Origin of the sequence: Actinacidiphila rubida, from assembly GCF_900110255.1 — a bacterium.
Classification (GTDB): domain Bacteria; phylum Actinomycetota; class Actinomycetes; order Streptomycetales; family Streptomycetaceae; genus Actinacidiphila; species Actinacidiphila rubida.
In genome coordinates this window covers 26662-41788 of the sequence record NZ_FODD01000039.1, presented here as the reverse complement: position 1 = coordinate 41788, position 15127 = coordinate 26662, and the positions used below count along the sequence as shown (strand labels likewise).

The 15127-nt window shown below is 71.4% G+C and carries 15 protein-coding genes; all 15 read left to right on the top strand.

Annotation, left to right across the window (positions count from 1 at the left end; all coding sequences use genetic code 11):
- Positions 1-582: 582 nt before the first annotated feature.
- The 15 genes from BMW99_RS30760 to BMW99_RS30685 all read left to right on the top strand — a co-directional run bounded on the left by BMW99_RS30760 (position 583) and on the right by BMW99_RS30685 (position 15101).
- On the top strand, positions 583-1044 hold the full coding sequence (locus tag BMW99_RS30760) for a DUF6238 family protein (RefSeq protein WP_075017963.1): 462 nt from the start codon (positions 583-585) through the stop codon (positions 1042-1044).
- A gap of 300 nt (positions 1045-1344) precedes the next feature.
- A complete protein-coding gene (locus BMW99_RS30755; RefSeq protein ID WP_245791695.1) occupies positions 1345-2598 on the top strand; it encodes a TraC family protein in 1254 nt (417 codons plus the stop codon).
- An 829-nt stretch (positions 2599-3427) separates the two neighbouring features.
- Positions 3428-4498 (top strand): hypothetical protein, encoded by a 1071-nt coding sequence (locus tag BMW99_RS30745; RefSeq protein ID WP_245791694.1) that lies wholly within the window; start codon positions 3428-3430, stop codon positions 4496-4498.
- A 28-nt stretch (positions 4499-4526) separates the two neighbouring features.
- Positions 4527-5048, top strand: coding sequence for a hypothetical protein (locus tag BMW99_RS30740; RefSeq protein WP_075017962.1), 522 nt, complete (start codon positions 4527-4529; stop codon positions 5046-5048).
- Positions 5049-5104: 56 nt separating this feature from the next.
- Positions 5105-5839, top strand: a complete 735-nt coding sequence (locus tag BMW99_RS30735; protein WP_256090529.1) for a glycosyltransferase family 2 protein — start codon at positions 5105-5107, stop codon at positions 5837-5839.
- A 23-nt stretch (positions 5840-5862) separates the two neighbouring features.
- Complete coding sequence (locus BMW99_RS30730) at positions 5863-6348, top strand: hypothetical protein (RefSeq protein ID WP_069467014.1); 486 nt, start codon at positions 5863-5865, stop codon at positions 6346-6348.
- A 101-nt stretch (positions 6349-6449) separates the two neighbouring features.
- The gene (locus tag BMW99_RS30725) at positions 6450-6941 is read left to right on the top strand and encodes a hypothetical protein (RefSeq protein WP_069467015.1); all 492 of its coding nucleotides are present in this window, start codon (positions 6450-6452) and stop codon (positions 6939-6941) included.
- A complete protein-coding gene (locus tag BMW99_RS30720) occupies positions 6938-8917 on the top strand; it encodes a hypothetical protein (RefSeq protein WP_075017961.1) in 1980 nt (659 codons plus the stop codon). Before BMW99_RS30725 ends, BMW99_RS30720 begins: the two co-directional genes overlap by 4 nt.
- 93 nt (positions 8918-9010) lie before the next feature.
- Entirely contained in the window at positions 9011-10114 is a 1104-nt protein-coding gene (locus BMW99_RS30715) for a hypothetical protein (protein ID WP_069462055.1), read from the top strand.
- The gene (locus BMW99_RS41530; protein WP_177226122.1) at positions 10111-11253 is read left to right on the top strand and encodes a hypothetical protein; all 1143 of its coding nucleotides are present in this window, start codon (positions 10111-10113) and stop codon (positions 11251-11253) included. The genes BMW99_RS30715 and BMW99_RS41530 overlap by 4 nt, the downstream gene beginning before the upstream one ends.
- Positions 11250-12458, top strand: coding sequence for an MFS transporter (locus BMW99_RS30705; RefSeq protein ID WP_075017960.1), 1209 nt, complete (start codon positions 11250-11252; stop codon positions 12456-12458). The genes BMW99_RS41530 and BMW99_RS30705 overlap by 4 nt, the downstream gene beginning before the upstream one ends.
- Positions 12430-12927 (top strand): hypothetical protein, encoded by a 498-nt coding sequence (locus BMW99_RS30700; protein WP_069462053.1) that lies wholly within the window; start codon positions 12430-12432, stop codon positions 12925-12927. The genes BMW99_RS30705 and BMW99_RS30700 overlap by 29 nt, the downstream gene beginning before the upstream one ends.
- 172 nt (positions 12928-13099) lie before the next feature.
- Positions 13100-13402, top strand: coding sequence for a hypothetical protein (locus BMW99_RS30695; protein WP_322900218.1), 303 nt, complete (start codon positions 13100-13102; stop codon positions 13400-13402).
- Positions 13399-14190: a hypothetical protein gene (locus BMW99_RS30690; protein ID WP_079138941.1), complete on the top strand. Its 792-nt coding sequence runs from the start codon at positions 13399-13401 to the stop codon at positions 14188-14190. Before BMW99_RS30695 ends, BMW99_RS30690 begins: the two co-directional genes overlap by 4 nt.
- Entirely contained in the window at positions 14187-15101 is a 915-nt protein-coding gene (locus tag BMW99_RS30685) for a hypothetical protein (protein ID WP_075017958.1), read from the top strand. The genes BMW99_RS30690 and BMW99_RS30685 overlap by 4 nt, the downstream gene beginning before the upstream one ends.
- The last annotated feature ends 26 nt before the right edge of the window (positions 15102-15127 follow it).

Below are 15127 nucleotides of genomic sequence, written 5' to 3'. Positions count from 1 at the left end.
TGCGGGAACACCTGGCCGCCCTGCTGGACGAGTGCCGCCTGCGGGCGACGAGACGGGAAGCACTCCTGGCACCCCACCTGGACGCTAACGGCTACGTCGTCGAAGACCAGCGCGCGGCCTACGACGACACCCGGACCACCAGCGCGATCGACGCGGCCGACTGGCTCGACACCCTCACCGCCCACCTGGAACCGCTCGCCGCCGCACCCCCACGCTCCGTCTACACCCTGGTCTTCGGCGTTCTCGGCGAGGCACCGGACAGCTTCACCCTCTACGGCGCCGACGAGGAAGACGCCCTGAACACCCTGCGACAGCTCCCGTCGTTCCTGCGCTGGTCCGAACATCAGGTTTCCGCCAGTCCTCCCGGGACCAGCACGGTGCTCGAATTCCACGGCGAATGGACCCATCCCCATCTGTCCGCGCCGGGCCACCGCTACGACCTGCGGGCAGAACAGACAGCCGCTACCACCCGTCCCGCTGCCCGCCCTCCCCTCGCCGTCACATCCAGACCACCCACGCCTCCCGCCGACACCACCCCGCCCCACCGAGACTGGACTCCAAGTCCCCATCAAGGAATGACATTTGACCCCACCGACCACCACCCGCAGCGAGACACACCCCTACCTGCGGGCCGCCAGCGCAGGAATCCGCCGCCACACCACGACCAGCCACCTCGCTGGCGCCGCCGACCGCACCCACCTGGACCTGCTCCACGCGCACCTGATCGCCTGCCACCACCTGGTCGACCAGCTCGACACCACGACCCGCCCGACCTCGCCGACCGCCGGACGCCATCTGGCCACCGCCCGGACCCGGCTGTGGCAGGCAGCCGCCGCCGTCCACGACGCCTTCCACACCCTGCCGCTAACCGACCCGGCCGGCAACGGGGAGGTCTGTGATCCCCCGGCACGGCTGGTCGGGGGTCCGCCGTTCGTCACCATCTGCCAGCGCCACCAGGCCGCCGTCCACACCGTTCGCCGCACCACGACGTCGGCTGAGATCGACGCCCCGCTGCACGGTCACACCACCACCTGCGTCCGCTGAGCCACCGGCCCGGAGACGGTTCAGCCCGAGGAAGGAGGCCCACGCGCGGTGACCAGCGGAAACCGTCTTCGTAGCAGCGCAAGCGACTTGTTCACCCCCCGTAGCACGAACCGCGCAGCCCGGAAAGCCGCTCGGCGTGCCCTGATCGAGGCCACCGCCCGTGCCCGCGACACCGCCGACCGCGACCTTGCGCACTCACCTGCCGCCGAGGCGGAGATGGCCGCCCCGGTCTACCCGGCCGCCGGTCGCCCGGGACCGGCGTCCGCCCGCGGCGGCCGGTTGAAGCTTCGGGCGCACCGGATGACCACTGCCGTCGCCTCCGGGGCGTACCCGTTCCTCGCCGAAGGCGGACTGGGCGCCGACGGAATCTACATCGGCCGCGACGTCCACGCAGAAGCGTCCTTCACCTTCGACCCGTTCTCCCTGTACGGGAAGCTGGAGGGCTTCACCAACCCCAACGTGCTGCTGGCCGGGGTGATCGGGCAGGGCAAGAGCGCCCTGGCAAAAAGCCTCGCCCTGCGGTCGATCGCCCACGGCTACCGCGTCTACGTGCCCTGCGACCCCAAGGGCGAGTGGACGCCGGTCGCCACTGCACTCGGCGGAACCACCATCGCGCTGGGGCCCGGACTGCCGGGAAAGCTCAACCCCTTGGACGCGGCCCCCCGCCCCGACGGCACCGCCGAAGACGACTGGGCCATCGAGGTCCGCAAGCGCCGGTTGCTGCTGCTGGGATCACTGGCCCGGACCGTGCTCGGCCGGGACCTGCTGCCGATGGAGCACACCGCCCTCGACGTCGCCCTCGACGCCGTCGTCACCACCGCGAGCACCACGGCCCGCACGCCGCTGCTCGGCGACATCGCCGGCATCCTCAACCACCCCGAGCAGCTCGACGCCGCCGCCGGAGCAATGTCCGGCAGGCTCGGGGACGCCGCCCAAGATGTCGCCCACGCCCTGCGCCGCCTGGTCGCCGGCGACCTGGCGGGCATGTTCGACGCCCCCACCACCGCCGCATTCGACCCGCGCTCGCCGATGCTCACCATCGACCTGTCCCACCTGGGCGGATCCGGCGCCGACACCGCCCTCGTCCTGGCCATGACCTGCGCCTCCGCGTGGATGGAAAGCGCCCTGGCCGATCCGCGCGGCGGGCGGCGCTGGATTGTGTACGACGAGGCGTGGAGACTGATGAGCCACGGTCCCCTGCTGGAGCGGATGCAGGCGCAGTGGAAACTCAGCCGTGGCCTGGGCATCGCCAACCTGATGGTCATCCACCGGCTGTCCGACCTGCTCACCGCCGGCGACGCCGGATCCCGCGGACGCGCCTTGGCCGAAGGACTCCTCGCCGACTGCTCCACCCGGATCATCTACCGGCAGGAAACCGACCAGCTCACCGCCGCCGCCGGACTCCTCGGCCTGACCGGCGTCGAAACCCAGGCCATTTCCGCCCTTCAACGGGGCCGCGGTCTGTGGAAAGTCGCCGGGCGGTCATTTGTCGTCCAGCACGCCCTGCACCCCCACGAAGCCCGGCTCTTCGACACCGACGCCAGAATGCACTAGATAAGCAGCGAACCCGTGAATTCCGATATCCACCGCGACCGGGGCGGCGTGACCACCACCGACCCCGGCCGCGCCCTGCCGCCCACCCCGGCACCCGCCCCGGCCGGCAGCACGGCGCCCCGCCCGACCCGCTGACCGCAAGGCGTGGCTCTCCGCCTAGACCCCGCCTCCAGGAGGCTCACCTGGCCACTCGCTCCTGCATCGCCCGCCCCACCGACACCGGGTACCGCGGCATCTACGTCCACGACGACGGCATCCCCAGCAACCGCCTCCCGCTGCTGCTGGCTGCCCACCAGTACCGCTTCGCCCGCGACACCGCGGCGCTGGCCCGCTATCTGATCGACATCGACGCGATCGGTTGGGACTACCTCGGCAATGATCTGCTGGACGGCGCGCCCAGCGACCTTCGAGCAGCGCTCGACCCGTACTCGATCGGGCCCAGCAAGCCCACCGCCAGCTCCGGCGTCTTCACCAGTGACGGCAGCCCTCCCTTGCGCATGGTCTTCGACGAGTCCAGCGCACCCGACCGGCTGGAGTGGGCCTACGTGCTGCGCCCGGTCGGCGTCGAGGTCATCGCCCTCACCCAGGACACCCGCGGCCCGGTCGTCGGCTGGGAGAGTGACCCCCGCGCCTCCTACAGCGACAAACCACATCTGCGGAAACCGGACGCTCCCATACCGCTGGCCGGCCTGCGGCCCACAGCCCCCGGCCTTACAGACACCCGCCCTCGCGCCGCCGTAACGACTTGCGCCCAACAGCCCACCAACCACCGCTGAACGCCTCCGCGCCGAGCCCCTCCCCAACGCCCGCCGATTCCTCCCGCTACCCCTTGGAGCAGTTCATCTCCCGTATCACCCGCCTGACCCTCACCGCGACCGCTACCGCCTGCCTGACGCTGACCGCAGCCGCCTGCGACAGCAGCACCGGCACTCCGGCGCCGGGCCACACCAGCGCCCGTGCCAGCACAAAGCCTTCGCCGCGGCCCACTGCCACGCCCACGCTGAACAAGCAGTCCGCCCTGGAGCTGATCCGGCACTACTCCACGGTCAACAACCAGGCCAACGCCCACGACAATGCACGGTTGCTGGACACCGTGGAGAACGACGCCCTGTTCGCGATGTCGGTCGGCGGATACAAGCAGGACTCCGGTATCCCGGCCAAGGACCGCAAGCCCTACAAGCCGTGGTCCTACGACGCCAACACCGCGCACCTGTACATCCCCAAGTTCGCGCCTGGCGCCCAGCGGTGGTTCGCCGCCGGAGTCACCGAGACCGGCACGACGTACCAGAGACTGATCGTCTTCGCGCAGCAGCCCGATGACACGTGGCAGTTGGTTCTCGCCCCGGATCTGGATGGGATGCCGCTGCCGGACATCGCGCTGGACGCCGAGGGTTACGCCACCGCGGTCGCGGCCGACGGGAGCGACCAGCCGGGCTTCGACGCCGACCGGCTCCGGACGGGGATCAACGACAACTTCGCCACCGGAGGCAAGAACTCCGGCAGTCAGTTCTTCACCCCGACCCCTGCCGTCAGGCGACAGACCGGCATCCACGACAAGGACGTTCACCGGCTGGGAAAGAAGGGCACCACTGCCTTCGCGTCGGCCAACAACGTCTGGAACGACGCTTACGGGCTGAAGACCGCCGAAGGCGGCGCCGTGCTGCTGTTCGCACACACCCACACCCAGACCGACACCCTCGCCCCCGGCTGGCAGATCACCCCCGACGCGGCAACCCGAGCCTGGCTGGGCAACACCCCGCGCAGCGCGGTCACCGACACGTTCGTCTGCAACGACGCCGTGCTCGTCCCCGCGCCGACGAGCAAGGCGCAGCTCCTGGGTTACACCTGCGGGCTGACCGGCGCCGACGGCCCGCCTGCGGGCAACATGATCGGTATGTAGTCGTAGACCTCCGCACCCGCCGAAGGACTTGCCGCTGTTCCCGAACCCCGACTTCGAGGTGTACGACAACGCCGGCCGTACCACCGAGCAGATCCACGCCTACAACATCGGCAGCCCCACCGCGGATGACCTGTGCCGTTGGGACGCCGCAGCGGCGAAGCCGCTGATCGACGCAGCCGGACTCCCGCCATCGGGCCGGGGCATCACGGGCTGGACCGACCTCCTGGGTCGGGCCGGCACCGAGAGTGAGTTTCACGGCATCGCCAGCGCCGTCCTGGAGAGCGACGACGGTGCGGTTGCCCGCCTGCACCAGTTCCTGGAGTCACTCGCCAACTGGTACGACGAGCGCGGCGACCAGAGCAGCAGCCGGCACTACCAGGGCCTGGCCGATCAGTTCGACGCGCTGGCCGACGACATGGTCCAGCTCACCGAAGACCTCGCTCGCACCGCCTACCACCACACCACGACGGCTGCTCAGGCGACCCGCGCCACGACGCCGCCGGTGCATCCGCCCGCCCCGCCCAGGGCCGTCAAGCCACCCCGCCGCTGACCACAGCTGGCCCCCGCCTGAAAGGAGCACGCGCGATACCCGACGTCACCGTCGTCATCGCCACCCGCCTGCGCCCCGAACGCCTCGGTTATCTACACGAGTTGCACGCCAGTCTCGACGCGCAGGACGCCGACTGGGAGGCCGTCCTCGCCCTCGACGGCGCCGACCCCGCGCTGCTACCCGCGACCTTGGCCGCCGATCCCCGGGTTCGCGTGCTGGGACTGCCTCGCGCGGTCGGCGCGGCCTGCGCCCGCAACCTCGCCGTCAACCTCGCCCGTGGGAAGGCGCTGACCTGGGCAGATGACGACGATGTGATCCCGCGGTTCAGTTTGAGCAGCCGCCTGCACCACCTGAACAACACCGGCCTGGGATGGGTCGCCGGCTACAGTGCCGACCTCCACGACGACGGCTCTCTTCACCTGTGGCGGTGTCCGGTGCCGCCGGGCCGGCACGAGCCGGGCGCGGTGTGGGCGTACTGGCCGACCCCGCGCCACACGATACCGATCGGCCCGACCACGATCATGGCCCGCACCCACCTGTGGTCCGCGATCGGCGGCATGGGCGGCCTCGTCCAGGGCGAGGACTACTGCGCACTGAAGGTCACGCATCTGGCGGCCGGGGAACTGCTGCCGCAGGTCGTCTACCACTACCGCAAGCACGCTCGCCAGCTCACCAAGCAAGCGGACTACGACGAACTGGAGAACGCGGCACGGCTCTTCGCCTGGAGATCGGGTAACGACCTGGCCGGCGTCCTTGGTCCCCGGCCGCGCACCGGCCTCCGGGACGTGTGACGGGCAATACCGTCGAGCCGCGCATGCTCGGCTACCTCGCCCGGCGGCTCGCAGACCTGATCGACATCCTCCCCGTTGACCCTGCGGCGATCGACCTGGCGACCGCCGCAGATCACGTGGCACGGCTGAGCTACGACATCAAGCGTGCGACGGCCTGGATGAACACCGCCCTCAACAGCGCGATCCCTGTACTGCTGCCGCAGCGGGAGGCCATCGAGCAACTCACCGACGCGATGATTCCGATGGCCGATGCCCAGCAGGCCCGGACCCGGGCACTGGCGCATGTAGCGCACGGCTACCGCGCGGCGGCGATCCCCGGCGTCGGGCCCAGCCACCTGCGCGCCGACGAGAGCACGTCCCGGATCATCGCCGCCGACTTCTACAGCCGCGCCCGCGGCCATCTCGACGAGGCCACCGCGGAACTTCGCCGCGATCCGCGCCCCGCGCCCCGAATCTCTCCGCCACCCGCAGCACCGGCATCCGCCCCGCGTACCGGCCCCCGCCGCTGACCGCACACCCCGTTCCGTATGACAGGAGAGCCACCTCGGCCACCCCCGACACCCCGCCCACCGCATCAACAGAAGGACCGCCGGTCCCGCCGGTCGACCGCATGTCCCGCCTCGCGACCGGCCTCGCCGAACGGCTTCCCGGTACCTGGACGAGCTCGGATCTGGACTGGTCCGACCAGGCCGAGCGCCGGCGGGTGACGGACTTCCTGTGGGACCACGCCGCCATGGACCACATGGTGTTCACCTACTACCTGACCCGCGGTTCGCTGCTTGCCGCGAACGACTTCACCCAGCTCTTGATCATCGATCGCCCCACCAGGCCCGGTCAGTTCTTCGTCGGCGCCCTGCACCCCCTGGGCATCGACATCACCGGACGCGATGACGTGCCGCTGACCCCGCACGGCATCGCCGTCACCTCCCACCCCGCCAAAGCCGCCCACCAGGTCCGCTCCCGGCTGCTACCGGCGTACTACACCGCCTTTTCCGCCCTGATGGGCCCGCACCCCGCACTCCACCACCTCACCCCAGCCACCCTCTTCACCGGCGTCCCGATGCCCCCGGCCACACCGACCGCCGCCGGAGCCCGCCGATGAACGACACCGCCCTGAGCATCGCCCCGCGTTACCTAGCCACCAGCTCCGTCGAGGACCACCACGCCCACCTGGCCCACCTGGCGAAGACCGCGGCATGGTCCCTGCGGACCACCCCTCTGACCTCGACCGCGACCAGCCCCTGCGGACTGGTCACCGCGCACGCCGACCGCCCCGACAACCCCGACCACGCGCACCTGTTCCTCAGCGCCCGCACCCACCCCGCCCGGCCAGAGCGGTGGAAAGCCACCATCGGCGGTGACCTGCCGATCGAGTTCCTCGCCGCGATGACCACCGTCCTCACGGCCGAGCTGCGGCGCGACCCCGACTACATCCTCTACAACCTGCCGCGCGACGGCCGCCTGGTCACCCTGCCAGGGCCCGGCAGCCCCGGCTGGGACTACCACGCCAACCCCAACCTGGTGGAATGGGAGACCCGCCACCGCGGCACCCGCGCCCTGGCACTCCTGCGCGACCGGGACTCCACAGCACCGCTGCTGGCCGGCGGCGAGGACACCCTGATGATGGTCGCCGCCACCCTCACCGCCCCCGGGGGCACAGAGGTGATCTGGTGGGCCGGGTTCTCCCACGACATCTCGGCACCGGTCACCGGCGCCTTCCTCAACACGCTGCTATCTCCCGAGCCGGTCACCCGCCCCGCCGACAGCTTCCTTCGGCCCGACCTGCTGCCCCCTGCTCACCACGAACCGCACCACCATCACACCAGGCACCCCGATCCCACCGCGCCCAGCCCACGGGTGGGGACGCAACCGCGGGCCGGGGGGCCGGTGAGCGACACTGCACTGCCGGCCGGGACCCGGATCACCCTGGCGTTCAGCGCCCGCACCGGGATCGTCGCCGTCACCACCGGCACCCGCTACCAGGAAGCGGACACGCTCCTGACCACCGCCGGGTTCACCCGGCGTGAGGACGGCACCAGCACCCTGGCCACCTCGGATCCGGACGCGGCCCGGCGGGCGCTGACCACCCTGACCCGGCTGGCCGCCGACCAAGACGTCACGCTGACCGCCAGCAGCCGGGGCTGGCTGGGCGACACCGCCACCCGGATCGCCGCGGCGCTGCCCGGAGAATGGCACACAAGGATCGAGGTCTACGCCCTGCCCGTCTGGCAGCAGGATCTCGACGGGTGCCTGTGGGAGACCGGCGACCTCATCGCAGCAGTACGAAGCGAGCGCATCCCCTTCGGATCGGTGCTCACCGACGACCGGGGCACTGAGCTGCTCGTGGTGGACAAGCCGGGCACCGACGGCGAACTCATGGTCGGCGCGCTCGCCGCGGGCGGCCTTGACGGCCCGTTCGCCGACGATCCGGCCGCCCCGCCCTCCCTGACCGTGTCGGCCGATCCCGCCCTGGCCGCGCAGGCGATCACCGCAACCCTGCTGCCCGCCTATCAGCAGGCCGTCTACCAGCGCCGGGTACGGGAAGTCGGGGACAGGCTCGGCCGTGCACTGTCCGCCGAGATCGCCCGTATCCTGGTCCGCGGATCATGGCCGCCGGATGACGGGACCGGGATCGGCGCGGTCATCCTCCGCGGGCTCGACCACTGCCACCACGAGGCATTGTGGGACGCTTTCCGGTCCTTCCTCCAGCACGGCCCCCACCTGTTGGACCACCTGGACACGGTCGCCGCGCACCTGCGGCCAGCCGAGCAGCCCGCACTGCCCGCCCTGCGCGAAGCGCTCCAGCACGGCCTGCGTGTTCAGAGCCAGTGGCTGGACACCGTGCGCCGCATGCGCGAGGACGACGATGCCCTGGCCGGGGCGACCTACGCCCAGGCTGCTGCACAGCGCACCGCCGACGCCCGGCCGGCGCTGACAGCCTGGCTCGAACACGGCCCGGCCCTGGTCGACCTCGCCCACCGGCATCCACCCGCCGGCAGCCGACCGGTCACACCACGTGCGCTTCCGCCAGCCCCTCCGACCAACCCGCCTGGCAAAAGCCGCCGCACAGCCCCCTGACCATGCCCGACCCTGTGAACGAGAGGGCCCAAGATTCACCCCGATCCAACCCCGGCGCCCGAACTGCTGCTGGACCACCTCACCGGCTTCGCGGTGCGCTATCACGTCGAACACCTCGCCTGCGCCACCACGCTGCGGCAACTGCCCCGGGCCTTCGGCGAGATCACTGACACCGTGGCAGCCCGGCAGGCCGTCGAGCACCGCAACCGCCAGGTGACCAGCGCCTTCACCACCCACCTGCTCCCGCACACCGCCGACCTGCTCTGCCTCGCCCGGCAGGGTCTCGACGCGATGCCGCCCGCCCGCCACCACACCGGGTGGCGGCTGCTGCTGGACGACTTGGACCACGCCACCGAACGCATCCACCACCACCTCGACGGCCCCGCGAACGGCACCGGCTACCGGGTGCGCATGCGCGCGCAGCTCTGGCCGTACCTGACGACCTGGGCCGAGCACTCGCTGATCGTCCGCGACCTGATCGCCCAGCATCGCGCCGCTGCCGTTCCGGTGCTGCCGGTGGCGAAGCGGGAGCAGTTGACCGCGCTGGCGCTGGAGGCCCGCGAACGCGGGGAGCTGGAGCCGTTCGAGTCCTGGTTCGACGCGGCCGGCAGCCTGATCACCCTGGCCTACCTCACCGAGCACGACGACTCCAGCGTCGTAGCCCTGGCCGTAGACCCCACCGGCGACATCACCGCCCTGGGACGGTACGAGAACGAGTACGAAGCGGGCTGGGCCAGCCCGCCACCGGTTCCCGCCGGAGTGCTGCGGCCCGACGCACCCTGGCGCTCCGAGCAGCCCCAGCCCGACAGCGAATTCGGCATCCTCATCCGGGACGTCATCACCTCCGCGCACACCGGGGACGTCTCCCGCTCCATCGCCGAGGTTGTCAACGACGGCGGGCAGCTCCCGCAACTCGCCGGCTTCTTGCGCGTGTGCGCGGAGTTCGCCGGCGCCCTCGACACCGTTCAGGGCCGCATGACCGGCGCCCGCCTGAGCGTGCTGGCGGCCCAAGCCGACGCCCTCACCCGGGAAGTGGCCGCCGCCGGTGAGGAACTCGGCGCGCAGGTCGCGGTCCTGCCGCCGTACCGGGTTCCGTACCCGCGGCACGTCGCTGTGCCGCCCGGTCAGGCGCTGCAGACCGCCGCGCCGCCCCGGGCATCCGGCAACGCGCCCGTGGCCTTCGCACGCAGGAAATGACCGCACGGCCTGACCTCGCCACCACCAGGCGATTCCTCCAGAAAGGCGCCATGCAGCCAGATCCCGATCAGATCGAGGTGACCATCTCACGCCTGGGCGGGCGGGTGATCGCCCGCACCAGCGGCCCTCTGGACCGAGCGGACTGCGCTCCAACCTTCGGTCAGGAGCACAGATACGGGCACCTGACCACCCCGCTGCGCCAGCGGGGCCTGGAGTGCACGGTCGAATACGGCCTGAGCGACTACATCTTGTGCGTGGAACTCCCCGACCACAGCACGCTGGTCATCTCCCCGCCGCAGGAGGCACCGGCCGATGACCCGCCCAGCTGGCTCGTCACCCGAAGCCACCCCTACGACACGGCAGTTCACAGCGTCGTGTACAACTCCGAACCCGGCGGACCGCACGCCCGGCACCAGGGAGACATCCCGCCGCTCCTGGCTGCCGTCGACACCTTTCTGGACCAGCTCGGCGTAGGGCCCCGCCAGCCCTTGGCCACGTTCGCCCGGTTCAATGCCGCAGACGGCGTCCTTCACCGGGCCGGATTCGTCGCCGAGGTCACCCACCGCGGTCGGCTCCACTACCTCCCGGCCGCCATGACCGACCCGGCTGAGCAACGCCGCGCCGTGACACGCGCCTTCGACGCCCTGCAGGCCGAAGGCATCACCGTCTCCTGCGACCGCGATCTGCTCGACCCCGCTGTTCCGGTCCACCGCGATCACCAGCAGTATCTCGGCGACCAACTCGCCGATCTAGCCCGGTCCATCGCCCGCGCGGACGGCACCAGCCAGGCCGTCGCGTCACTGAGCGAACCTTCCGCCCCGGACGACGGGGTCCGTGACCGCATCATCGACGTCCTCAACGCCACAGCCGCCTGGTGGGAGGGCCTGGCCGACCCGGCTGATCCGCTCCATGCCGACCGCCTGCGCCGGGTCGCCCGCACGCTGACCGTCTCGTTCCTGGAGATCCGGGACCTGCGCGACACCCTGGCCGACCGCCACGCCGCGCATCCGCTAGGGCCCGGTCCCGACAAGGTCAAAATGACGGCAGAGAGCGCCGGCACCTCTCTGACCTCGATGCCGAAGGCCCCGCCTGCAACGGCCGTTCCCTTGGCATCGCCACGGTCCCGGGCGCGATCATGAAGGCCCCCTCTGTCGTTCGTCTGCTGGCCGGGACGCTACTCGGCCGTCTGCCCACCGGGATGGCGCCGCTGGCGATCCTGCTGCTCGTCCAGGATGACGGCGGCTCTCTGCCGCACGCAGGAGCCCTGTGCGCGCTCTACGGCCTGGCCGCCGCCCTTGGGCAGCCGCTGCTGGGCCGCCTCGTCGACCGGCACGGCCAGACCCTGATCACAGGCAGCGCCACGGCGCTGACCACGGCGGTGCTGCTGGCTCTGCCAGCCGCCCTTGATGCCGGTCAGTCAGCCGCCGCGAACGCGCTGGTGGTCCTCGCGGGACTGGCCACGCCACCGTTGGAGGCGGGGCTGCGGGCCCTGTGGCCGCATGTGCTGCCCGACCCCGAGCAGCGGCGGGCCGCACTGGCGGTCGACACCGGCAGCCAGGGCCTGATCTACATCGCCGGACCGCCCCTGACCGTCGCGCTCGCCCACGCCTTCAACCCGGCCGCGGCTCTGGTCGCGGCGGCCCTGGCGGGGCTCGTGGGTGCGGCGGTCGTCCTCAGCTCCGGGCCTTCACGCACATGGCGGCCCACCGGCCGGCGGGCTTCCCTGCTCGGCCCGCTGCACCACGCAGGTCTGCGCCGGCTGTTCATCGCTCTGAACGGCACCGGCTTCGCCCTGGGGGCTCTGACCGTCTGGGCCGTGTCGGCTGCCGACCGGCAGCACGCACCGTGGCTGGCCGGTACCGTGCCCGCTGCTCTGTCGGTCGGCAGTGTCGCCGCCGGCGCGCTCTTGGCGCACCGCGTCCTTCCCGGCACTCCCGCCGCGCAACTGCGCTGCGCTGCGGCGGTCTTCTCCGTGAGCTGGCTGCCGCTGCTGGCCGATCCGTCCCCTTGGGCCGCCGTCGCAGCCGTGGTGGTCCCCGGCGCGGTCCTGACGCCGCTGATCACCAGCGCGTTCCTCACCACCGAGTCGCTCACCGCGCCCGGCATGGTCACCGAGGCGTACGCGTGGCTGATCGCCGCCGTCGGCACCGGCCAAGCAGCCGGCACCGCCCTGGCCGGCCTCACCACCACCCACAGCGCGCACACCACCGCGGCACTGCCAGCCCTCGGCGCCGCCTTCACCGCCGCCGTGCTGCTCACCTCCCGACAGCACATGAACCCCACCCCGCACCCGACACCCAGCAAGGAGAACCGACTTGGCCGTCCGAACGACCTGGACTGTTGATCATCAGTGTGGCCACCGGCTTGACCATGATCTTTCCGCCCGGCGGGCCGACGAACGTGCCGGCTACGCCCGCTGGCTGGAAGCACGCGCCTGCACCGACTGCTGGCGAACAGCCCACCAGGCCGACGCCGCCACCACGCAGGAGTGGATCACCGGCCGCCGCGAACAGGAACGAGCCAACGCCGAAGCGTGGGCGTCCCAGTACGACATGCCGCCTCTGTCCGGATCCGAGAAAGCCGCCGCCTGGGGTCAGCGCTGCCGCCACCAGCTCGCCACCGCCGCCTACCAGGCCCTGGTCACCGAAGGCGAACTCGACGAGCAGCACTGGGCCGAAGTCGAGGAAGCCGCTCGGCTGGTCGACCGGGCCGGGTGGTGGATCGATCAAAGGGACTCAGAGCCGGCCGATCTGCCCGAGCTCCTGAGCGCGGCTACCAACGCCGACCGCACCACCGAAAACCCCTACCGATAACCGGCACCAGCACCCCAGCCACCGGCGCCGCCGAACCACCGTCGAAGGAGTACCGCTGACTTCGCTTCCCTCCCCGCCGCGCCCGCCCACGGACACCCTCACCCCCGAACGCACCATCACCCACCAGCACTTCGCACCCGGCGACCAGATCGCCATCATCAAGGGCGCGTTCATGGGGGAGCTGGTCGGCGAGGAAATGACCGTGGTCGCCTCCTCCTGGCACACCCCGACGGATGAGGACGGGTGGCGGCTGCGCAATCCGCGCGGCGGCGAGCACTCCTACGTCACCGCCCACCCCCGCTACATGATCCACACCGGCCGGTACTGCCCGGACTGCACCAGCTTCTTCCGCGCGTTGTCCGACCATCTGCTGCCGAAGATGCCGGACACCGGGCGGTCGGTGGACGGCGGCTGGTACTACCAGACCGCGCTCGACCAGCTCGTCCACATCGCCGACCTCGGCAGCAGCCGATGACCGCGCCTACCACCGTCGGCGCCCGGGCGGCGAAACTCGACGCGCTGCGGGCCGCCGCCAGGCGCACGATCGACGAGGGCAAGGACTGGATCGGTCCGCTCAACCGCGGGCTGCGGCTGACCGACGCGACCTGGCAGGAGTCCGCCCGGGTGTGCAGCAACGCCGTCTGGCACGCCCGCCGCACCGGACGCGACGTGCTGAAAGACCTGGATTCCCGGCCCGTACCGGGCGCCGACATGTCCGCGCCGGCACACCGGACCTGGTGGCACCTGTACTTCACCGCGCTGCGCTTCGACTTCCGGTGCGGGTCTATCCGGACCGTCTTCCAGGCCCTCGATCCGCCGGGCGCCGAGCACGCCGACCCCTACATCCGCGCTCACGAGGTGTTCGCCGTCCTGGGCCGGTCACAGCCGGCCGGGCTCGGCATGCTCGACGACCTGCTCGCCCAGGACGAAGCAGCGACTTCCCGGGAGGTGCTGCACGTGCTGCTCCAGGGCCTGTGGCTCGGGCACCTGCTGCCCGGCCGCCCGGAAAGGATCCTCCACCTCACCGGGCTCCCGCCACTGTCCCGGACTGCCGACCCGGTCGCGCTGATGCGCACCGCCGGAGCGCTGCGACAGCTCGGCCGCCCCCGAGAAGCGCTCACCACCATCGACGAGGCGATCGAAGCCCTGCCCGCCGGCGATCCCGGCGTCCACGCCGACCTGGTACGCGAACGCACCCTGATCACCACCGTCCTCGACATGGCCCCGCTCGCCATCCCGATTCCGCAAGGAGATACCGCGTGATCCCGCGCGTGCACCCTCGGGGCGACGACGCCACCCAAGCCCTGGCCGAAGCACTCGGCCGCCCCATCTCCCACCTCAAAGGACTGACCGCACACGCCGTGGCGGCGCACTGGCCCGATCTCGACTTCCTCGCCCCCGCCCAGGAACGGACGTCCTGGACTTACGCCGGCTGGGCCGAGCTCCTCAACGAGCCCAACCTTCAACACCACCCTGCCGGCCCGCACGACGGCCACCATGCAATCTGGCATAGCGACATACGGCTCCATCACAGCGACCGCATCCTCACCCGCCCCGAATGGTCGGAGACTGCGCACCGCCTGGCCCGCGCCGCCGGCATCCACACCCCCGGAGGCATTCACAACTGCCGCTGGATAGCTGTCCAGGCCCAGCCCGGCCGCCTCGGCCTGATCGCCAACCTGATACGCCCGGACCACACCTGGACACGCCAGCCGCCCCAAGTCGGCAGAGCTCTGAACGACCAGTGCCGCAGCATCGAACGGGACCTCGCCCTGATCTCCCCCCTCCCCCACCCCGACCAGGCACACACAGCCCGCTTGGCCACCCGCTCCACCACAGCCCGTCACGAGGACCCAGCGGGATCCGCCGAAACCGCCGCGGAAACGGGCCGGCTGATCAGAACACTCGCCGACGAGAACGGCCCCCTGGCAGATGTGCGCCACCTCGTCGAACACGCCGCGCACCGCCTCGATGGCCCGCGAGGCTTCGACGGGCCGGCAGCCGGACACCGACTGGAGTGGATCGCACGGCGCGTGCACGGCATCCAGGAGGATCTCCGCGGCATCGCGGACACGATCCCCAACTCTGCGAACGAATTCCGGCGGGCCGCGGCCGCACCTCCGCTGGCCCACCGCGCCACCCGCGCCCTCCACACGCCCAGACTCGTCCGCTGACCCTTCGCCCGTCCGCACGGGCGGCC